Annotated in this window: 19 protein-coding genes, 1 pseudogene and 1 riboswitch; of the genes and pseudogenes, 8 read left to right on the top strand and 12 right to left on the bottom strand. The window is 73.2% G+C overall.

Going from position 1 to position 20,496, the window contains the following annotated elements; genetic code table 11:
* Nucleotides 1-3 precede the first annotated feature (3 nt).
* The 3 genes from F7P10_RS17805 to F7P10_RS17795 are packed head-to-tail and all read right to left on the bottom strand — an operon-like array spanning nucleotide 4 to nucleotide 2,128.
* Nucleotides 4-510 (bottom strand): hypothetical protein, encoded by a 507-nt coding sequence (locus F7P10_RS17805; protein ID WP_151010363.1) that lies wholly within the window; start codon nucleotides 508-510, stop codon nucleotides 4-6.
* A 29-nt stretch (nucleotides 511-539) separates the two neighbouring features.
* Nucleotides 540-1,271 carry a carboxylesterase family protein gene (locus tag F7P10_RS17800; protein WP_151010362.1) on the bottom strand — a complete coding sequence of 244 codons (732 nt, stop codon included), beginning with the start codon at nucleotides 1,269-1,271 and terminating at the stop codon, nucleotides 540-542.
* Entirely contained in the window at nucleotides 1,268-2,128 is an 861-nt protein-coding gene (locus F7P10_RS17795) for a VOC family protein (RefSeq protein ID WP_151010361.1), read from the bottom strand. Before F7P10_RS17795 ends, F7P10_RS17800 begins: the two co-directional genes overlap by 4 nt.
* Nucleotides 2,129-2,213: 85 nt before the next feature.
* On the opposite strand from F7P10_RS17795, the gene F7P10_RS17790 reads away from it, so the two are divergent.
* Nucleotides 2,214-3,158: an Lrp/AsnC family transcriptional regulator gene (locus F7P10_RS17790; protein ID WP_151010360.1), complete on the top strand. Its 945-nt coding sequence runs from the start codon at nucleotides 2,214-2,216 to the stop codon at nucleotides 3,156-3,158.
* A 134-nt stretch (nucleotides 3,159-3,292) separates the two neighbouring features.
* Here F7P10_RS17790 and F7P10_RS17785 read toward each other — a convergent pair whose 3' ends face one another.
* A complete protein-coding gene (locus F7P10_RS17785; protein ID WP_151010359.1) occupies nucleotides 3,293-3,910 on the bottom strand; it encodes a copper resistance CopC family protein in 618 nt (205 codons plus the stop codon).
* Nucleotides 3,911-3,996: 86 nt separating this feature from the next.
* The gene (locus tag F7P10_RS17780) at nucleotides 3,997-4,623 is read right to left on the bottom strand and encodes a hypothetical protein (RefSeq protein WP_151010358.1); all 627 of its coding nucleotides are present in this window, start codon (nucleotides 4,621-4,623) and stop codon (nucleotides 3,997-3,999) included.
* Between the two features lie 103 nt (nucleotides 4,624-4,726).
* Nucleotides 4,727-4,953, top strand: a riboswitch (cobalamin riboswitch).
* 89 nt (nucleotides 4,954-5,042) lie between these two features.
* Here F7P10_RS17780 and F7P10_RS17775 point away from each other — a divergent pair.
* From F7P10_RS17775 to F7P10_RS17750, 6 genes are all read left to right on the top strand, one after another.
* The gene (locus F7P10_RS17775; protein WP_218040554.1) at nucleotides 5,043-7,331 is read left to right on the top strand and encodes a ribonucleoside-diphosphate reductase subunit alpha; all 2,289 of its coding nucleotides are present in this window, start codon (nucleotides 5,043-5,045) and stop codon (nucleotides 7,329-7,331) included.
* Nucleotides 7,328-8,377 (top strand): ribonucleotide-diphosphate reductase subunit beta, encoded by a 1,050-nt coding sequence (locus F7P10_RS17770; RefSeq protein ID WP_254716671.1) that lies wholly within the window; start codon nucleotides 7,328-7,330, stop codon nucleotides 8,375-8,377. The genes F7P10_RS17775 and F7P10_RS17770 overlap by 4 nt, the downstream gene beginning before the upstream one ends.
* Nucleotides 8,378-8,433: 56 nt before the next feature.
* Entirely contained in the window at nucleotides 8,434-8,616 is a 183-nt protein-coding gene (locus F7P10_RS17765) for a hypothetical protein (RefSeq protein WP_151010356.1), read from the top strand.
* A 147-nt stretch (nucleotides 8,617-8,763) separates the two neighbouring features.
* Entirely contained in the window at nucleotides 8,764-9,366 is a 603-nt protein-coding gene (locus tag F7P10_RS17760; RefSeq protein ID WP_151010355.1) for a superoxide dismutase, read from the top strand.
* Between the two features lie 214 nt (nucleotides 9,367-9,580).
* Nucleotides 9,581-10,012, top strand: a complete 432-nt coding sequence (locus F7P10_RS17755; protein WP_151010354.1) for a thioesterase family protein — start codon at nucleotides 9,581-9,583, stop codon at nucleotides 10,010-10,012.
* Nucleotides 10,009-11,136, top strand: a complete 1,128-nt coding sequence (locus tag F7P10_RS17750) for a zinc-dependent alcohol dehydrogenase family protein (RefSeq protein WP_151010353.1) — start codon at nucleotides 10,009-10,011, stop codon at nucleotides 11,134-11,136. Before F7P10_RS17755 ends, F7P10_RS17750 begins: the two co-directional genes overlap by 4 nt.
* Here F7P10_RS17750 and F7P10_RS17745 read toward each other — a convergent pair.
* A complete protein-coding gene (locus F7P10_RS17745) occupies nucleotides 11,123-12,532 on the bottom strand; it encodes an amino acid permease (RefSeq protein WP_254716777.1) in 1,410 nt (469 codons plus the stop codon). The genes F7P10_RS17750 and F7P10_RS17745 overlap by 14 nt on opposite strands.
* 184 nt (nucleotides 12,533-12,716) lie before the next feature.
* Nucleotides 12,717-13,148, bottom strand: a complete 432-nt coding sequence (locus F7P10_RS17740; protein WP_151010352.1) for an SgcJ/EcaC family oxidoreductase — start codon at nucleotides 13,146-13,148, stop codon at nucleotides 12,717-12,719.
* A gap of 263 nt (nucleotides 13,149-13,411) precedes the next feature.
* On the opposite strand from F7P10_RS17740, the gene F7P10_RS17735 reads away from it, so the two are divergent.
* Nucleotides 13,412-14,296: a hypothetical protein gene (locus tag F7P10_RS17735; RefSeq protein WP_151010351.1), complete on the top strand. Its 885-nt coding sequence runs from the start codon at nucleotides 13,412-13,414 to the stop codon at nucleotides 14,294-14,296.
* Between the two features lie 46 nt (nucleotides 14,297-14,342).
* On the opposite strand, the gene F7P10_RS17730 is transcribed toward F7P10_RS17735, so the two are convergent.
* The 5 genes and pseudogenes from F7P10_RS17730 to F7P10_RS17710 form a co-directional block, all read right to left on the bottom strand.
* A complete protein-coding gene (locus tag F7P10_RS17730) occupies nucleotides 14,343-14,948 on the bottom strand; it encodes a dihydrofolate reductase family protein (protein ID WP_151010350.1) in 606 nt (201 codons plus the stop codon).
* 168 nt (nucleotides 14,949-15,116) lie between these two features.
* Nucleotides 15,117-15,305: a hypothetical protein gene (locus F7P10_RS44415; RefSeq protein WP_254716879.1), complete on the bottom strand. Its 189-nt coding sequence runs from the start codon at nucleotides 15,303-15,305 to the stop codon at nucleotides 15,117-15,119.
* Between the two features lie 59 nt (nucleotides 15,306-15,364).
* Nucleotides 15,365-15,448: pseudogene (locus F7P10_RS44410) on the bottom strand (VOC family protein); the annotation flags it as partial.
* Between the two features lie 17 nt (nucleotides 15,449-15,465).
* The gene (locus tag F7P10_RS17720) at nucleotides 15,466-16,284 is read right to left on the bottom strand and encodes an arginase family protein (RefSeq protein WP_151010349.1); all 819 of its coding nucleotides are present in this window, start codon (nucleotides 16,282-16,284) and stop codon (nucleotides 15,466-15,468) included.
* A 405-nt stretch (nucleotides 16,285-16,689) separates the two neighbouring features.
* Nucleotides 16,690-20,403: an NACHT domain-containing NTPase gene (locus F7P10_RS17710; RefSeq protein WP_176611518.1), complete on the bottom strand. Its 3,714-nt coding sequence runs from the start codon at nucleotides 20,401-20,403 to the stop codon at nucleotides 16,690-16,692.
* Nucleotides 20,404-20,496: the final 93 nt, after the last annotated feature.

Raw genomic sequence — 20,496 nt, 5'->3', positions numbered from 1 at the left:
TGGTCAATGGCCGACGCCCTCCCGGACGTCCGGACGGTCCGCGGCGGGACGCGCGGACGCCCACAGGGCCACCGCGACGAAAAGGACCTGTTCGGGAATCCGGAACCACAGCGGCGTCGCCGGGTCGTCGCCGAGCGGCACGTCCTCCAGCGCCGCGTACACGTTCGCCGGCAACATCAGGACGAACAGGACCGCGAGCCCGGCCCCGGCGGCGCGGCGGCTCCGCACCGGGACGAGCGCCAGCGCGCCCCCGAGTTCGAGCACGCCCGTCGCGTACACCATGAACCCGGGGAACGGCACGAACGGCGGCACCATCGCGACCAGGTCCGCGTGGCCCGGCATCATCGACAGGCCGTCGGGGGCGAAGTGCGCCGCGCCGGTGAACAGCAGCATCACGGCCAGGCCGTGCGCCCCGCTCGCCCGCCACGACGCGAACCGGGCGACGCCGAGCGCGCCCAGCAGCCGGAAGCCCGTCCACGGGCCCAGCAGGAGCATCAGGGTGCCGAACATCGTCTTTCCTTTCTCGAGGGGGACCCTGGTCAACCGGTGAAGCGCCGGGCCGTGCCCCGCGCCCAGCCGGGATCGCCGTCCCGGACGAACCCCGCCCACGCGCGGCGTGTCCGGTCGACGAGCGCGGCGGGCCGCTCGCCCGCGAGCATCGGCGCGTCCCGCCACGCGGCGGCGGTGCCGAGGACGAACGGCAGCTCGATGCAGTGGCACGCGCCGAACGGGCCGCCCGCCGGGTGCCAGTCGAACCGGTACTCCCACGGCGGAGCCCCGTGCTCGGTGAGCGATCGCGCCAGCCGGGCCAGCGGCTCGCGGAACATGTGGTCGGTGGACATGTCGACGGCGATCCGTTCGGCGGTCCGGCCGTCCGGCGCCGCCCGCCCGGGATCGCCGAACCAGGCGGCGGCGACGCCCGCCAGGTCGTCCGGGCCGAGCGCCCGCACCCGCTCGTCGCCCGCGAGGAACGCCGCCGCCTCGTCCCCGGTGACGCCCGCGAGGACGTCCGCCCCGCACGCCCCCGCCACCGCCACCGGGTCGGGCGGCACCAGCACGCCGTCGGCGACGAGCTGGAACCGCTCCAGCCGGGACGCGGTCTGCGGTGCGGCCGGGCCGGGCGCGGCGGCGTCCCGCACGCCGGTCCACGGACGGGCGGGGCCGGGCACCGCGAACCGTCCGGCGCGCGCGTACGGGACGCCGAGGAAGGCGGTGACGCCGCCGGGCGCGGCGACGCCCCGGACCCGTCCCGCACCGGTTTCGGCGATCATGCGAAGAAGAGGGTCGCGCCGTGGGCGTCGCGGGCCGAGACGAAGAACCCGTCGCCGGCCGTCCGCGTCGCGGTGCCGCCGTCCTCGACGATCCGGCGGGCGGCGGCGACGTCCGCGACCCGGACGGTCATCGCGGCCAGGTACGAGGGCGCCGGGACGGGCTCGCCGGGCAGCACCCCGCCCGCGTCCGAGGCCCGGACGATCTCCACCCGCGCGGCGCCCGCGTCCAGGACCGACACCGGCCCGCGCGGCCGGGGCACGGCGCCGAGGACGGCCGCGTACCGGGCGGTGACCTCGTCGAACACCGGGGCGTCGGCCACGATCAGCACCGCCTCCAGCGCCCGCGCGCCGTTCGGGTGGTCGAGGTACCGCGGCTGGTGCACGTACTCGCGGGTGAGGTGCTGCGCGATCCCGACGTGCCCCTCCGGCGTCGCGCGGGGGTCGAGGTGGACGGCGCGGGCCCGCATGGTGCGCGTCCCGTCCTCGGTGTCGACGTCGCGTTCGAGGTCGAGGACGCCCGAGGTGTGCAGCCCGGCCCCGGTGAGCAGCCCGTCGGCCGCGGCGGCGTCGCCGGTCTCCAGGTTGAGCAGCCGGAACCCGTTGGCCATCGCGCGGGTGTGCCACGGGTCGGGCGCGGCGTCGTCGACGATGCCGAGCAGTTCGATGTAGGCGTCGCCGAACAGGGCGCACCGGTTCGCGGTGCACCCCGGCACCGGCGGCTCGCCGGGAGCGGTGTTCAGCAGGTGCCGCGACCGCGGGCTGAGCGTGAAGCCGAACGAGAGATAGGCGCGCTCGAGGGCGTCCAGGTCGCGGGTCAGGAGGCCGGTGTGGTGCAGGCCGTGGATGTCGCTCGTCATGGGGACGATCGTGCGGCGCCCGGCCCCCGCGCACCCCGGAACACCGGACGAACGCCGCGATCCGACATCGGGCTAGCCTGATCGGGTGGATTCCGTCACGCTCGACGACCTCGACCGGCGGCTGCTCCATGCCCTCCACCTCGACGGGCGCGCCCCGTTCAGCCGGATCGCCGAGGTGCTCGACGTCTCCGACCGGACCGTCGCCCGCCGCCTCGCCCGGCTCCGCGGCGCCGGGGCCGCCCGCGTCACGGCGGCGATCAACGTTCCCGGCCGCGCCGAGTGGCTCGTCCGCGCGCGGGTCTCCCCGGACGCCGCCGCGCCCGTCGCCCGCGCGCTCGCGGGCCGGTCCGACACCCGGTGGGTGACGGTGCTGTCGGGCGGCACGGAGGTCGTCTGCATCGTCCGCGCGGCCGCCGCGGACCCGGCGCCGCTGCGCGTGCCGGCGCGGTCCCCGCACGTCGGGGACGTGACGGCGCACCGGCTGCTGCGGCACCTCATGGACCACCGCTGGCGCGGCCGGACGTCCGCCCTCACCGGCGAGGAGGAGGCCGCACTGCGCCCGCCCGTCCACGGCGACGCCGCCCCGGCCGCGCTGACCGACCTCGACCGGCGGCTGCTGCCGGTCCTCGCGCTGGACGGGCGGGCCGCGTACCCGGTCCTCGCCCGGCGGGCGGGCTGGTCGGAGTCGGCGGTCCGGCGGCGGATGGACGAACTGCGCCGGTCCCGCACGCTCCGGTTCGACGTCGAGACCGACCCGGCGCTGTTCGGCTTCGCCGTCCAGTGCCTGCTGTGGCTCACGGTCGTACCGGCCCGGCTCGCGGCGGTCGCGGAAAGCCTGGCGGCGGACGCCGAAGCGGCGTTCGTCGGCGCGACCACGGGCCCGCACAACCTGCTCGTCATCGCCGTGTGCCGGGACGACGACGCCCTCTACGCCTACCTCAGCGACCGGATCGGCGCCCTCGACGGCGTCGAGCGCGTCGAGACCGTCCCGGTCACGTCGTACGCCAAGCGGGTCGCGCCCGTGCGCTGACGGGCGGAACGGCGGCCGCGCCACGCCCCCGCGGCGCCGTCAGGGGCACTTTCCCGGGTCACTCCGGCGGCGCCGCCGACGGCGGCCGATCGCCGATCCCGTCGTCCACGGGCGGGCCGGAGCCGGGGGCGGGGTCAGCTCTGCGCGCCGGCCCCCTTCGAGCGGCGGAACCAGACGGCGCCGCCGGCGGCGAGGACGACGACGAGGGCGCCGAGACCGATCCACAGCCAGCCCGCGGACGTGCCCTCCGACTCGGACGCCGGCTCGGCCGCCGCCGCGGGCGACCCGGCCTGCGACGCCGCCGGGGCCGGGGGCGCGCCCGCCGAGGACTGCGCGGGCGACGACGGCGCGGCGGACGTCGCGCCCTCGACGGTGAACTCGAACGTGCCCGAGATCGGGTGCCCGTCGGGCGACACCGCGCGCCAGCCCACCGTGTAGCCGCCGTTCGGCAGCGGCGCCTTCAGCGCCTGCGTGACGTCGTTGCCGGCGGTCTCCGGCTCGCCGAGCTCGTGCCGCGCGTCCGACTCGTCCGTCACGACGACCTGCGGCAGCTTCACCTCGGAGGCGAACTCCAGGACGATCTCCGACGGCGGCGCGACGGTCGCGCCCTCTTCGGGGTTCGACCCGGTGAGGGCGGTGTGCGCGGACGCGGGGGCGGCGAACGCCAGCGCCGCCGCGAGCGTGAGGACGGTCGCGGACGCGGCCGCGAGCGCGGCTCCGAGCGCGCGCCGCGCGTGCGGGAGGACGGGCATGTCGGGAACTCCGTTCGAGGATGGGGCTGCTGCACCCGGACCGCCGGTCGGCGTCCGGTGGCGTCCGGCGCCCGTCCGGCCGCGCGTCAGCGGCAGGCGAGCGCCCTCGAACGGGCGGGCGGCCCCCGCCGGACGACCTGGTGCCGGAGCGCGCGGCGGGCGGCCGGGACGGCGGCCCGCGCGGGTACCACGAGGGTACGCGGCGGGGCCGGTGCGGCGGCCGGCGCAGCGAGCAGCGTCCGGATCGGCCGGTCGGCCGCCGCGGCGAGCCGGCGGGCGAGCGACCACGCGGCGCGCTCGCCGCGCCACAGCCAGCAGGCGGCCAGCAGCGCGGCGCCCGCGTGCGCGATCGTCATGCCGCAGCCGCCGGAGAGGATCGCGGCGTCCGGGCCCGCGGCGGCCCCCGCCACATGCCCGGCGTGCCCGTGCGCGGCACCGGCGCCGGCCGCGGCGCCGGTCGCCTTCGCGAACAGCGCGTGCAGCGCGAACTGCCCGCCGGCCAGCCCGCCCGCGATCGTCGGCAGCGCCCGCTCGTGCCCGGCGAGCAGCAGCGTCACGGCGAGGACGCCGCCGAACCCGGTCCCGACGGCCCAGCCGGGGACGGCCGCCCCCGCCGCGAGCGCGTGCCCGCCCGTGGCCAACGTCACGCACACGGTCGCGAAGACGACCGCGCGCGCGGCGCGCAGCGGCGGATGCGGTGCGTACGGGAGCATGACGGGTTCATCGTCTCACCTGGGGCGATGATCGTGCATCTGCCCCCGTGGCATCGACACGCCCAACATCTGGTGCTGATGCGCCAAGGTCAAACTAGATGTAGGGTCTGAGTCCCGTGCTGGTTCGCCCCCGCCGCACGCGGCGGGGGCGACGCGAGAGGGAACCCGGTGCGAATCCGGGACTGCCCCGCAGCGGTGAGCTGGAACGACCGCCGTCAAGAGCACTGGACCGAGCCACGGTCCGGGAAGCGACGGCCAGTAGGTCGCGCAACTCCTCCGGGAGGCGCGGTGCCGCGAGTCCGAAGACCTGCCAGTACGCGATACGTCCGGGCCTCGCGGGCAGGCCGACGGACGGCCGCGGCATGCCGCCGCGCCCGTTCGTGCGCCCTCGGGAGGCCGACCACGAGGGGAGAGAGCACGTGACACAGCAACTGGCCCGCCCGGCGGGACCGGCGGCGAGCATCGCCGACGAGGTGGAGCGGGCCTGCGCGGGGGTGCCGGACGCCGACCCCGGCCGCGTCCTCGCGGCCGTCCGTTCCGGGGACGGGCTGGACGTGCCGGGCCTGCGCGACCTCGCGATCGGGGAGGCCGCCGCGCTCGTCGCCGCCGACCCGGGCTACTCGAAGGTCGCCGCGCGGCTGCTCACCGCGAAGATCGCCGACGAGGCCGCCGCCGCGGGGGTGCGGTCGTTCGCCGAGTCGGTCGCCGCCGCGCACCGCGAGGGCCTACTGAGCGACGAGTCCGCCGCGTTCGTCGCCGCGCACGCCGCCGAACTGGACGCGCTCGTCGACCCGTCCGCCGACGACCGGTTCGAGTACTTCGGGCTCCGCACCGTCTACGACCGCTACCTGCTGCGCCACCCGGTGAGCCGGCTCGTCCTCGAACGTCCGCAGTACTTCTTCCTGCGCGTCGCGTGCGGCCTGTCCGACACGGTCGCCGAGGCCGCCGAACTGTACGCGCTGCTCGGCACGCTGTCGTACCTGCCCAGCTCGCCGACGCTGTTCAACTCCGCCGCGCGCCGCCCCCAGCTCTCGTCCTGCTTCCTGCTCGACTCGCCGCGCGACGAGCTGGAGTCGATCTACGAGCGGTACGGGCAGGTCGCGGCGCTCAGCAAGTACGCGGGCGGCATCGGGATCTCGTGGACGCGCGTCCGGTCGCGCGGCTCGCTGATCCGCGGCACCAACGGCCACTCGAACGGGATCGTCCCGTGGCTGCGCACCCTCGACTCGTCCGTCGCCGCCGTCAACCAGGGCGGCCGCCGCAAGGGCGCGGCCTGCGTCTACCTCGAACCGTGGCACGCCGACGTCGAGGAGTTCCTCGAGCTGCGCGACAACACCGGTGAGGACGCGCGCCGCACCCACAACCTGAACCTCGCCAACTGGATCCCCGACGAGTTCATGCGCCGCGTGGAGTCCGACGGGATGTGGTCGCTGTTCGACCCCAAGGAGGTCCCGCAGCTCACCGACCTGTACGGCGAGGAGTTCGACGCCGCCTACCGGGCCGCGGAGGCCGCGGGCGGGTACGTCCGGCAGGTCCCGGCCCGGCGGCTGTACGGGCGGATGATGCGGACGCTCGCCGAGACCGGCAACGGCTGGATGACGTTCAAGGACGCCGCGAACCGCGCCTGCAACCAGACCGCGCTGCCGGGCCGGACCGTCCACCTGTCGAACCTGTGCACCGAGATCCTCGAGGTCACCGGCGACGGTGAGGCGGCCGTCTGCAACCTCGGCTCGGTGAACCTCGCCGCGCACGTCACCGACACCGGCGTCGACTGGGAGCGGCTGCGCGCGACCGTCCGCACGGCCGTCCGGTTCCTCGACCGCACCATCGACCGCGGCTTCTACCCGACGCCCGAGGCGGCGACGGCGAACCGCAAGTGGCGTCCCGTCGGCCTCGGCGCGATGGGCCTCGCCGACGTGTTCTTCACCCTCCGGCTCCCGTTCGAGTCGGAGGAGGCCCGCGCGCTGTCCACCCGGATCGCCGAGGAGATCGCGCTCGCCGCCTACGGCGCGTCCGCCGACCTCGCCGCGGAGCACGGCCGGCTGCCCGCCTACGACGAGACGCGGACGGCCCGCGGCTGGCTGCACCCGGACGCGTTCGCCGGCGCGGAGCCGTCCCGTCCGGACGACTGGGCGGCGCTGCGCGCCCGCGTCGCCGAGACCGGGCTCCGCAACTCCCTGCTGATCGCGATCGCGCCCACCGCCACCATCGCGTCCATCGCGGGCTGCTACGAGTGCATCGAGCCGCAGGTGTCCAACCTGTTCAAGCGCGAGACCCTCTCCGGCGAGTTCCTGCAGATCAACGCCTACCTGGTGGACGACCTCAAGTCCCTCGGGCTGTGGACGCCCGAGGTCCGGGAGACGATCAAGCGGGCGAACGGGTCCATCCAGGGCATCATCGACCTGCCCGAAGAGATGCGGACGCTCTACCGCACCGCGTGGGAACTCCCGCAGAAGGCCCTCATCGACCTCGCCGCCGCCCGCACCCCGTACATCGACCAGTCGCAGTCGCTGAACCTGTTCATGGAGACGCCGACGATCGGGAAGCTGTCGTCGATGTACGCCTACGCGTGGCGCAAGGGCCTGAAGACCACCTACTACCTGCGGTCCCGTCCCGCGACCCGCATCGCGCAGACGACCGTGACCGCCTCCGGGGCGGCCGACCTCTGCTCCCTGGAGAACCCGGAGACCTGCGAGGCATGCCAGTGACCACCGAAACGCACGCCACCACCGGCCCGCAGGCGGGCGAGCGCAGGGGGATGCTGCTCGACCCGGGCATGGACCTGACCCTGCGCCCCATGCGCTACCCGGACTTCTACGAGCGCTACCGGGCCGCGATCCGCAACACCTGGACGGTCGAGGAGGTCGACCTCGCGTCCGACATGGCGGACCTCGCCCGCCTCACCCCGGCCGAGCTGCACCTGGTGAACCGGCTCGTCGCGTTCTTCGCGACCGGCGACTCGATCGTCGCGAACAACCTCGTGCTGAACCTGTACAAGCACGTGAACGCGCCGGAGGCCCGGCTGTACCTGTCGCGGCAGCTGTTCGAGGAGGCCGTGCACGTCCAGTTCTACCTGACCCTCCTCGACACCTACCTGCCCGACCACGACGAGCGCGTGAAGGCGTTCGCGGCGATCGAGCACATCCCGTCCATCCGGGCCAAGGCCGAGTTCTGCTTCCGCTGGATCGACTCGCTCGGCGCCCTGGACGAGCTGCGCACCGCCGCCGACCGCCGCGCGTTCCTGCTCAACCTGATCTGCTTCGCCGCCTGCATCGAGGGCCTGTTCTTCTACGGCGCCTTCGCCTACGTGTACTGGCTGCGGTCGCGCGGGCTGCTGAACGGACTCGCGTCCGGGACGAACTGGGTCTTCCGTGACGAGAGCGCCCACATGGAGTTCGCGTTCTCGGTGGTCGACACCGTCCGGGCCGAGGAGCCCGAACTGTTCGACGCCGACATGCACGCCCAGGTCGTCCGGATGCTGGAGGAGGCCGTCGAGGCGGAACTGGCCTTCGCCCGCGACCTGTGCGGCGACGGCCTGCCGGGGATGAGCGCCGACGACATGCGCCGCTACCTGGAGTACGTCGCCGACCAGCGGCTCGCCCGCCTCGGCATCCCCGCCCGCTACGGGACGGCGAACCCGTTCGCGTTCATGGAGCTGCAGGACGTCCAGGAGCTGTCGAACTTCTTCGAGCGGCGGGTTTCGGCTTACCAGATCGGCGTAGAGGGCAGTGTCACTCTTGACGAGGCGTTCTGAACTTTCCGGAGCGGGCACTCGTTGAAGCATCGAGAGCTAGGCCGAGGAGGAAGACGATGCCTCTCATCGACCGCATCACGAAGTTCCTGCGCAGCCCGCAGGGCCAGAAGGCGCGCTCGCAGGTGCAGCGTGCCGCGCGCGACCCGCGCAACAAGGCCAAGATCCAGCGCCTGCTGGCGAAGGTCCGCGGCGGGGGCGGGCGCGGGCCGGGTGGGGCCGGTGGTCCCCGAGGGCACTGAGGCGCCCGCCGCACGGCGGTGACCGAACAGACGAGCAAGAGCGAGAGCGAGGCCCGCTCCCGGACGTCCGGGAGCGGGCCTCGCTCTTGCGATGCCATGGGCGTTGCTTGATGGACGTAACTGCGATCACTTTGCAATAGTGGCGTCATGGCCGACTACACACTTCCCGACCTTCCCTACGACTACGCCGCCCTCGAACCCGCCATCACCGGCGAGATCCTGGAGCTGCACCACTCCAAGCACCACGCCGCCTACGTCAAGGGCGCCAACGACACCCTCGAGAAGCTCGCGGACGCCCGCGACAAGGAGCAGTTCGGCGGCCTGGTCGGCCTGGAGAAGACGTTCGCGTTCAACCTGTCCGGCCACGTCCTGCACTCGATCTTCTGGGACAACCTGTCGCCGGACGGCGGCGACCGTCCCGACGGCGAGCTGGCCGCCGCGATCAACGAGCACTTCGGGACCTTCGAGGCGTTCCAGAAGCAGCTCACCACGGCGACGTCCACCGTCCAGGGCTCCGGCTGGGGCGTGCTCGCCTGGGAGCCGCTCGGGAAGCGGCTGGTCGTCGAGCAGGTCTACGACCACCACGGCAACGTCGGCATGAACACCACGCCGGTGCTGGTCTTCGACGCCTGGGAGCACGCCTACTACCTCCAGTACCGCAACGTCCGCCCGGATTACGTGGAGAAGCTCTGGTCGTTGGTGAACTGGACGGACGTCACCGCGCGGTTCGACCGCGCGCGGGCGTCCTGACCCCATAGCGGGCGGCGCCCGGACGCGGGCGCCGCCTGGAGGCGGCGTTCACCCGGCCGGGATCGTGCTCAGAACCTTTCCTCGCGGCCGGGTGAGCGCCGCTTCCGCCTTCCTTGGGCAGCGGCACAACGCGCACCCGCGTGACACCTTGCACGGTCACCGTTGCGCGGGCCCGATGCTGTGCCGTCCCCCCGCCGACCATAGGGTTTCCCTCATGACCGGCGAGTACCTTTTCTGGGAGACCGTCCCCACGCGGTGGAAGGACAACGACGTTTACGGCCACGTCAACAACGTCGTCCACTACTCGCTGATGGACACCGTCATCAACGAGTGGATGATCCGGACCGCCGGGTTCGACCCCGCCACGTCCCCGTCCATCGGGCTGTGCGTCGAGTCGCACTGCGAGTACAAGGCCGAGGTCTCCTTCCCCGACACGATCGAGGTCGGGCTGCGCATCGGGAGGCTCGGCGGCTCCAGCGTCCGCTGGGAGATCGGGATGCTGCGCGCGTCCGACGGCGTCCTCGTCGCACAGGGGCACTTCGTGCACGTCTTCGTCGACCGGGAGACCCGCCGGCCCACCCCGATCACCGGTGCCGTCCGCACCGAGATGGAGAAGCTCACCGCCCCGAACGGAGAATCCTGTTGACCGCGACGCGCGCCGCCGTCCTCGTCGAGTCCGGCCGTCCCGCCCCCTACGCCGACTCCCGCCCGCTGGAGATCGCCGACCTGCGGCTCGACCCGCCCGGCCCCGGCGAGCTGCTCGTGCGGGTCCGCGCCGCCGGGCTCTGCCACTCCGACCTCTCGGTGATCAACGGCTCCCGGCCGCGGCCGCTGCCGATGGCGCTCGGGCACGAGGCCGCCGGCGAGGTCGTCGAGGCCGGCGAGGGCGCCGAGTTCGCACCGGGCGATCACGTCGTGCTCGCGTTCGTCCCGGCCTGCGGGCACTGCGAGCGCTGCGTCGCCGGACGCCCCGCACTGTGCGGCCCCGGCGCGCGCGCGAACGGCGCGGGCACCCTGCTGAGCGGGGCGCAGCGCTTCACCGCGCCCGACGGCACCCGCCCGAACCACCACCTCGGCGTCTCCGCGTTCTCCGAGTACACGGTCGTCTCGGCCCGCTCGGCGGTGAAGGTCGACGCCGACCTCCCGTTCGAGACCGCCGCCCTGTTCGGCTGCGCCGTCCTCACCGGCGCGGGCGCCGCCCTCTACAGCGCGGACGTCAAGCCCGGCGACAGCGTCGCCGTGCTCGGCCTCGGCGGCGTCGGCCTCGCCGCGCTGCTCGCCGCGAAGGCCGCCGGCGCCGCGACCGTCGTCGCCGTCGACGTCGTCGAGCACAAGCGCGACCTCGCGTCCCGCCTCGGCGCGACCCACGCGGTCGCGGGCGGCCCGGACGCCACCGAGGAGATCCGCGAGATCACCGGCGGGGGCGCCGAGAAGGTCATCGACACCACCGGCGTCGTCCCCGTCCTCGAGCAGGCGTACGCCGCGACCCGGCCGGGCGGGACGACCGTCACCGTCGGCCTGCCCGACCCCGGCAAGCCCGTCACGCTGCCCGCGCTGAGCCTCGTCGCCGAGGAGCGCACCCTCAAGGGCAGCTACCTCGGCTCGTGCGTCCCGCGCCGGGACGTCCCGCGCTTCATCTCCATGTACCGCAACGGGAACCTGCCGGTGGACGCGCTGCTGTCCGGCCGCCTCACCCTCGACGACGTCAACGCCGGCTTCGACCGCCTGCACACCGGCGAAGCCGTCCGCCAGGTGATCACCTTCGATTGAGCAGCGAGTGCCGGCGGCTGTACACGAAGTAGATCACGCAGCCGAGCGCGAACCAGGCCGCGAACCGCAGCCAGGTCTGCCACTGCAGGAACGTGATCAGCCAGACCGAGAACACGACGCCGACCAGCGGCACGACCGGCATGCCCGGCGTCCGGAACTCGCGGGGCAGGTCCGGGCGCCGGTACCGCAGCACGACCACGGCGATGCAGACGACGATGAACGCCAGCAGGATCCCGATGTTCGTGAGTTCCGCGGCCTCCGCGATCGGCAGGAACCCCGCGATGAGCGCCGACCCCGCCCCGACGATCCACGTGATCCGGGACGGGACGTGCCGGACCGGGTGCGTCTTCGCGAACCACCGCGGCAGCAGCCCGTCCCGGCTCATCGAGAACCACACGCGGGTCGCGCCCATCATGAACGTGAACAGCACGGTCAGCACGCCGAGGATCGCGCCGACCGCGATGACCGCGCCGACGACCTCCAGCCCGACCGAGTCGAACGCCGAGGAGAACGCCGCGTCCGGGTCGATGTCGCGGTAGTCGACCATGCCGGTGAGCACCAGCGTCGCCAGCACGTACAGCACCATCGCGATCGCGAGGGACAGCAGGATCGCCTTCGGCATGTGCTTGCGCGACTCCCGCGACTCCTCCGCCGCGGTCGACATCGCGTCGTAGCCGAACACGGCGAAGAAGACGGTCGCGGCGCCGGTGAAGGCGCCGCCCCACCCGAACGGGAAGAACGGGTCGTAGTTGTCGGACCGGATCTTGAACACGCCGACCACGATCACGAGCAGGACGATGCCGACCTTCAGGTACACCAGGACGGTCTCGAACCGCGCGGCGTTCTTCATCCCGAGGTTCAGCACCCACGCGATGAGCAGGCACAGGATCACGGCGAACAGGTTCACCTTGTAGCTGCCGCCCGCGACCCCGTCGGGTTCGGTGCCCGGCGCCCCGCTCATCCACAGCGGCAGTTCGACGCTCATGAACTCGAGGAGGTCGTTGAAGTACCCGGACAGCCCGATGGCGACGACGGCGACGATCGCGGTGTACTCCAGCAGCAGGTCCCAGCCGATCGCCCACCCGGCGAACTCGCCGAGCACCGCGTACCCGTACGTGTACGCGGACCCGGCCTTCGGGATCAGCCCGGCGAACTCGGCGTAGGAGAACGCCGCCGCCGCGCTCGCGATCCCCGCCACCAGGAACGAGACCAGGACCGCGGGCCCGGCCTTCTCGTTCGCGACCGCGCCCGCCAGCGAGAAGATGCCCGCGCCGATGATGCCGCCGACGCCGATCGCGGTGAGCTGCCAGAGCCCGAGCGTCCGCCGCAGGCCCGACGTCTCGGTCTCGTCCTCGATCTCCTCGATGGGCTTCCGCCGGACCATCCCGCGCAACACCGTCGTCAAGGCAACACCGTCGTCATGCGGACCTCCTCAGCCGGAGGAGTCCCTTCCCCGCATGATCAACCCGAACCGGACGCCCGATAACGATCAGGACATGAGTGTGTTCGGGGAGTGATGTCGTGAATTCGTGGCACCGGTCGCCTTCACTGCCACCGAGCGGACCGTTCGTCGACGGCCGTCAGGCGGTGGGGGGCTCGACGGCGGTGTTCTGGCCGGCCACGATCTTCCACCCGTCCGGCTGCCGGGCGATCACGTAGAGGGTCGCGCCGCGGGCGCCCGCGACCGGGGTGCCCGCGCCGTCGGTGGGCTCCTGCGCCACGTTCACCGCGATCACCTCGGGCGCGAGTTCCAGCAGCTTCACGACGTCGTACCGCGCGTACGAGTCGCGGAGGAAGTCCCGCATCGCGGGGCCGCTGGACTCCTCGATCGCCGCGCGCCCGTCCAGGCGGGTGCCCATCGCGTTCGACCAGGACGTCCGTTCGGCGAACTGACCGGCGAGCGCCGCGGCGTCCTTGTCGTTGAACGCCTTCTCGAGGGCCTTCACCACGCCGGTCACCGCGGCCCGCGTCTCGTCCGAGATGTCGCCCACCACGAGAACGTCGTTCGTCATGTTCATGCCCTCCGCTATCCGAGACGGCGCGGAAGTCGCCGCCATCACCGATCCAACGACCTCGACCAAGGTTGAGGTCAAGCCGGATGGCGCTCCGTCCTCGGAAAACGCGCCACCGGCGAGTCTCTCGTTGTACGAGAGGATCTGGCGCGTACAACCGGCGCGTCACACGGGACACCGGCGGATACATCCGCAGGTTCTGCCGCACCGCGTGACCGGACTCCTACCGTCCAGGGCACAGGCACCCCCGGAAAGGAAGTCCGATGAAGCAGCGAAAGATCCTGGGACTGGTCGCCGCCGCCGTGCTCTGCGTGACCGCGCTCCCCGCCCCCGCGCAGGCCGCCCGCACCGCCCCGGTCATCGAGGTCGAGGCGGGCGACGGCGGTTTCACCGCCCCCGCGACCCACACCAGCGGACCCACGTCGTTCCGGGTCAGCAGCACCGCGACCGGGGATCTCGGCAGCATGATCGGCCTGGTCCGGCTGCACCCCGGCACGTCCCCCGCGAGCTTCACCGACCACCTGGGCAAGGTCTTCTCGGGCGACCCCGAGGTCGCCGTACCGGCCGGGAACGCGCTGATGGACGAGGCCGAACTGCTCGGCGGCGCCCAGTCGCATCCCGGACGGACGACGACGTTCACCGCCCGGCTGCGTCCCGGCACCTACTACCTGCTCGACTACCTCGACTTCGAGGACGGCACCCCGCCCGGTCCCGAGGCCCTGCACGAACTGACCGTCCAGCGCGAACGGCACCGGGGGCACGCGCCCCGTCCGGGCGCGTTCGTCGGCATGTCCCGGACGCCGTCCGGGCCCCGCTTCCACGTGCCGTCCGAGATCAGGGCGGGCGCACCCATCCTGCTGACGAACCACATGCGGCAGGTCAACGAGGCCATCTTCGTCCCGGTCCGCCCCGGGACGACCCGCGCGGACATGCAGGAGTTCTGGGACGCCGCCGAGAGCGGCGAGTGGATCGAGCCCCCGTTCGCCGGGGACCCGGTCGGCACCCCGCCGCTGTCGCACGGCCGGACGGTCGTCCTGCAGGCGCCGCTGGAGCCCGGCCGGTACGCGCTCATCACGTGGGTGTTCGACCTGACCGACGGCGTCCGCCTCGGCGCCAAGGGCATGCACACCCTGGTCACCGTGAAGTGACGGACCGGCGGGGCGACCGGGCCGTGCCCGGTCGCCCCGCCGCGCGTCAGCCGACGGTGCCGTACACCGGCTCGCCCGCCCGCTCGTACACGGTGTAGACGGCGCCCGCGTCGGTGGCCCGCGTCTCGGTGAGCCTGAGCGCGGCCGGCGGCGTCCCGTTCTCGAACAGGCGCTTGCCCTGGCCGAGCACCACGGGGAAGGTGACCAGGTGGTACTCGTCGACCAGGTCCGCGCGCTGCAGGGTCCGCAGCAGGTCGCCGCTGCCCTCGACCATGATCACGCCGTCGGTGCGGGCCTTGAGGTCCGCGACGGTCTCCGCCGCCTCGCCCGCCAGCACCTCGGTGTTGCGCCACTCCGCCGTCATCGGACGGTGCGTGGCGACGTACTTCGCGATGTCGTTGATGAACGCGCCGTCCTCCTCCGGCACGTTCGGCCAGTACGCGGCCATGATGTCGTACGTCCTGCGGCCGAGGAGCAGCGCGTCCGCGCGCTCGAACCACGCCCCCACGATCCGCCCGAATCCCTCGTCCGTGTGCGGGGCGACCCATCCGCCCTGCCGGAACCCGCCCGACTCGTCCTCGCCCGGCCCGCCGGGCGCCTGCAGCACCCCGTCCACGGACACGAACATCCCCACGATCAGCTTGCTCGCCATGTGCCATCCCCCCTCGTGAGCCGATATGCCCAGAGGACGACGGCGCACGATCACGAACGGTCCGCAACCTTGAAGATCTCGAACAGGGAGAAGGCGAGGTCATCCGGGCCGCCCCCGACTCCGCCGACCGGCCCGACTGCGTGGCCTGAGCCGCACGCGCCGGTCCCGCTACCCGGTCGGCGTGCCGATGCGGAGCCGGTTGCCGTCCGGGTCGCGCAGCTCGATCTCGCGTGCCCACGGGGCGTCCTCCGTCCGCACCCCGAACTCGGACGCGATGGCGTCGACGTCCCGGACGCGGAGGTAGACCAGCGTGTCCGGACGCGCGTCGGCCGCGTGCTCGGACAGGAACAGCCGCACGTCCCCCGGGCGATCTCGACGAACGCCGGGAGCCCCGGCTCGAAGCGATGCTCCCACTCCGCGGCGAACCCCAGCCGCCCGTACCACCGGACCGCCGCCGCGGCGTCCTCGACGCGAAGGATCGGGATGACTTCCTCGTCCATGCGTCCATCGTCGCAGGTCATCCGGACGCGACCAGCGGATCGGTGAACGCCGCGACGAGCGCGTCGACCGTCTCCCGGTCTCGCGGGGCGACCGGGGCGTACTCGGTCACCCCTAGGCCCGCGATGACGAACCGGCCGGTCAGGGCCCGCACGGCGACCGCCAGGGCCTCCGGCGCCAGGCCCCCCGGCTCGGGGCAGTTCAGGGACCGGAACGAGCCCGGATCCAGGACGTCCAGGTCGACGTGCACGTAGACGGCCGACGCGCCCGTGGCGGCGACCGTCTCGACCAGCCCGTCGATGTCCGGCACCGCCACGCGGGCGATGCCGTTCGCGGAGATGAAGGCCCGTTCGTCCGGATCCAGGGCCCGCACCCCCGCGAGCACGACCTGCCCCGGACGCAGCGGGCGCGACGGCACCAGCTCCGCCGGGCCCTCGCCGAGCAGCGTCCGCAGCACCATCCCGTGGAACGCGCCGGACGGCGAGCCCTCCGGGGTGTTCAGGTCACCGTGCGCGTCGAACCACACGACGGCGAGCGCGTCGCCGTACCGTGCCGACGCCGCCGCGACCGGCTCCAGTTCCACCCCGCAGTCGCCGCCGGTGACGACCGTCGGGCTCCCGGCCCCCGCCAGGGCTGCCCGCACCCCGCCCGCGACCTCGATCAGGACGTCCAGCGCGCGGACGCCGTCACGTGCGGTGCCCGCACCGTCCGGCACCCGCACCGGCACGATCCGTCCGCCCGGCACCGCGCGGGCGAGCAGCCCGGAACCGTCGGGCAGCAGCCGCGCCCGCTCGGTCGCGGCCCCCTGCCACTGCGGTACCCGCACGACCGTCGTCATAGGACCATGCTCCCAGGTGACGGACCCGACGCCGCCCGGACACCGCCGGGGTGCCGGCCCCTCCCCGGAAGGCGCCGTGCGATCACCCTGCCTCGCTGCCACGCGCGGCCCGGCTCGGCCGAAAGCGCCGTCCTCGATACGCCCGACGAGCGTGGCGCGTTCGCGACGGGTCGGGTGCAGAGCCCGGCGGTGGGGTTCTCGCTGTCCCGGACTCCCACGATGCTCGCTGCGACTTCGGCCGGTTCGACGCACTCGCCGCCACCGCCATGCTGGAGCTGCTCTTACGCCAGGACGCATCGCTCACGTTCGTCATGCCCCACCACCGTCTCTCAACGGGAACGGTTACGTCAGGTTCGGCTCGCTTTCCTTGATGCGGCTGACCAGTCCCGCCAGTCCGCGGCGGGGTCACGCGTGGATGAGCAGGAGCACTTCGCCGGACGGCTGCGGGTCGTCGCTCTGCGCTTGGAGCGCGATCAGGTTGCGTACCGCCTCGGTGAGGAGTTCGGCCATGTCCGCTTGGCTGGCGTCCCGGAGCATGGTGGCCGCCGCGAGCAGCTCGATCCGCGCGCACCCGAGGTCCTCGCCGTCAAGGGGCATGACCCGGGACAGGAGCGGCGTGACCAGCGAGCGGGCGTGGAGGACCAGTCGCGTTGCTGCGGAAAGCCGTTCTGTGGGGGCCTGGGCGAGTGCGGACGGGGTGTTCAGCAGCGCGCAGGCCGATCGCAAGAGGGCGCCCACCGGCTCGGGCGTCCGCGTCCCCGCTTCGGAGGTGAGGGAGGCGAGGAACTCGGCGAACCCCAGAACGGTGCCTCGATCGTGGGAGTACCGCCAGCGTCCCAGGAGGCGCTGGTAGGCGGCCACCAGGTCCTGCCGATGGCCGATGTCGCGCGCTATGGCGTTCTGGCGGACGGTGCCGTCGAGCGCGGTCGCGGAGGCCGACACGTAGTCGGTGGCCTGGTGGCCTGCCGCGTGCAAGGTGCCGCCGGCTCGGAAGGCGGTGTCGAGGTCGCTGTCCTGCGCGAGCACGTGCTGCAGTTCGCGTCCGAGGTCGATGTCGAGCCCGAGGACGCGGACGCGGTGGCGGTAACGACTGCTGACGAGGGACCTGGCGGAGTCGCGGACGGTCTCCTCATCGATGTCGTGGTCATGGGCCAGGAGGAGCCCACGGACGCGGGGCAACGCGAGGTCGAACTCGCGGACGCCATCGAAATCGTGCCCGAATCCGAAGGTGCGGGCGCGGTTGCGGAGGTGGACGCGGAGCTTGCCCAGGGTCGCCTCGAGAACGGCTTGGAGGTCCTGACCGGTTCCGATGACGTCGCCCGGGAAGGGGGATCCGTCGCCCGTTCCGGCGGTGAGGTCATGGACGATGCGTCGCGTCCTCTCTCGCACGGTGTCGAGGATGGCGCCGAGATCGGGGAGGGTGTTGGAGCGGTTGCCCTCGTGCTGGCGGCGCGCGAGGCCGACGGTGCGGTGAAGCGCCCGCGCCAGGGTTTCGACCGTCCCGCGGTCGTGGAGGTACGGGCGGAGCCGGTCGAGCGCGCGGGCGCGGTCGACGGTGAGGGCGACGACGCGATCCGGGTCCTGGACGCCGCCGATGCTCCGGTCGGCGGTCAGCACGAGGTCGAGTGCGTGGTCGAGGTCGTGATCGAGCGTGAGGTCGACGTGGACGTCGAGGTAAGCGGCCAGCATGCGCGTGGTTTCGAGGTGCCGCGCGAGCGCGAGTGCCGGCGGGCGCCGCGTCCAGGCGGGCTCCAGAGCCACGGAGGCCCGAATCGCGGTCAGGGCGGAGGTCAGCGAGCGTGCCATCGTCAGGAGCAGGAAGAGCCGCAGCGTGGGCCGCAGGTTGTCGGAGTCTTCCCCGAAGGGCTGCTCCTTCAGGCTCTCGAACAGCTCCCCGTAGGCATCGACTCGGGCGGGGTCGGGGGGAGCGAGGGCGAGGCGCAGGTACGGCAACGTGTGGCGCAGGTCGAGCAGGAGGTACGCGCCCAACCGTTCGGCGTCCGGTGCGGGCGGGGACGGGACGCCGGACGGGACGTGCAGCCGGACGTCGCCGTCGTCCCGTGACCACACGCGATGGCCGTCGAGACCGGACACCAGCCCGATCGCCGGGTCCGTGAGCTCGCCGGGGGTCGGCAACCGGTAGGTCGTGCCGTCTGCGAACAGCCCGTTGAGCCACGCCACGAACCGTTCGGCGTCCTCGGCCCACATGCCCACGACCGGTTCGCCGGACGCCCGGTGCCCCGGGGAATCGGGATGGTAACGGCCCTCGGCCCGTTCCGCCTGCAAGAACAACGCGTACAGCTCGTTCGTGACCGGTCGGGCGCACACGGCGGTGTCGTCCGTCAACCGGATCGTCTCTCGCAGAGCACGGGCCGCCTTCACCGCCGTGATCAACCGCTGCCGTTCGGGATCCGCGTCACCGGGATCGTGGGCCAGCATGTCCTCGAGAGCCGTGCGCAGTTCGGGCTCGAGGCTGCGGGCCTCGTCCGCACAGTCGAAGGCGAGTGCGAGCGCTCGTGCCGTTCCCGACTGCAGGCAGGCCGCGACGACCGGGGACGCGTCGGCGTTCGCGGCCCACAGCAGCGTCGCCTCGCGCCACCAGGGATCGTCGACGGCGTCCACCAGCTCGGCGAGTTCGGCGGACCCCCCGCCGACCAGCGCGGCACCCGCGAGGTATTCCTGCAACGTGAGGTGCGCGAACGCGTACCGTCCCTGCTCCCGTTCGACCAGGAGCCCGCTCCGGCTGACCTCGGCGAGGAAGTCCTCCGGTGGCAGTTCGGCGGACGCGCGCCGCACATCGGCGTCGATCGCGGCGCACGCGTCCGCGACGGTGAGGTCGCGGACCCTGCCGCGCATCATGGCCAGCGCGAGGCGCTGCACGATGTGCTCCTTCTGCGGCCCGCGCAGCCCGGTCCGGTCGGGCAGCCCCTTCTTCTCCTGGCGGCGGTGCACGAGAACCTCGCACATCTCGCCGTAGAGGGCGGCGCGGCTGCCGGGGAGCGCGTCCCGGTACCGGTGCACGTTGGCGATCATCGTCAGGAGCAACGGGTTGGCGGCCAGGTCGTAGAGGGCCGGGCGGTCGCGGAGCCGCCGGATGAGGTCGTCGGCCTTCAGTTCGGCCTGCTGCTGGACACGCCGACCGGAGGCGCCCTGCGCCCGGCACTCGATCGCGTAGTACCAGTTGTGCAGGAATTGCCCGATCTGCTCGCCCGTGAATCGGCGCACCTGGAGCACGTTCACCGACGGCAGCGGGTTCGAAAGGTAGCCGTGCGGGCGGGACGTCAGCAGGAAGTGGTTACCGGGGAAACGTTCGATCTGCCGCCGCGTCCATGCGACGACGCGGGCCCGCTGGTCCTCGTCGGCGACCTCGTCGAGCCCGTCCAGCATCACCAGGCACCGGCCGCGGTCGAGCTGCTGCCGGATCCATGCCGCGGGCACCCGTCCGGCGACCCAGCCCGCGTCGGCGGCGACCTCGGCGAGGTCCGGGGGATCGCCGGCGAGGATCGCGTGCGCGTGGTCGCGCAGGTACAGCAGCAAGGGAACCGCCCGCTGGCGCGAGCGTTCCCACGGCCTGGGGCGGTGGCAGAGGTCGAGCGCGGTCTCGCGCATCAGCGTCGTCTTCCCGGAACCGGGCCCGCCGATGATCGCGAACACCTGGCCGGTGCCGTCGTGCAGGAACGAGGTCAGCGGGCGGCGCTCGCCCACCGGCCCGCCCGTCCGGCCGAGGTGGCCGAGGTACGGTTCGTCCGCCGTGTCCTGGAGCGGCTGCGGGGCCAGGCTGACCTCCACGTACACCTGTCGCAGCCCGAGCGCGAACTCGCCCTGCGTGGCGATGCCGACCGTTTCCATGTCCGCGACGCTGGCCTGCAGTTGGCGCAGGTACATCCGGCGGCGTCCGCGGGGGTCGCCGCCCGCGCCCTCGGCGAGGGGCGCGCCGGGGCTGAGGACCTCGGCGTACAGGGCGCCGAGGACGGCGACCGCCCACGCCACGTAGAGCCAGTTCCAGCTCAGCTTGCCCTCGCTGAGGACCTGGTTGGCCGTGACGGCGCACGCGAGCACGAACGAGGCGAGGGTGACGGTGCGCGCGATCGTCCGCGCCGGACCCCTGGGGCTGTCCACGCCGAACATTCAACGACGGCCCGGCCCGGCCTTGCCAGGTGTTCGGCCGATCGGAGGTGTTCGGCCCGCACATACGCGGCGGCGGAAAGGTGC

The organism is Actinomadura sp. WMMB 499, from assembly GCF_008824145.1.
In the GTDB taxonomy this organism is placed as follows: Bacteria; Actinomycetota; Actinomycetes; order Streptosporangiales; family Streptosporangiaceae; genus Spirillospora.
Note: the sequence above shows the minus strand (reverse complement) of the source record. Positions and strands in the feature narration are given on the sequence as shown.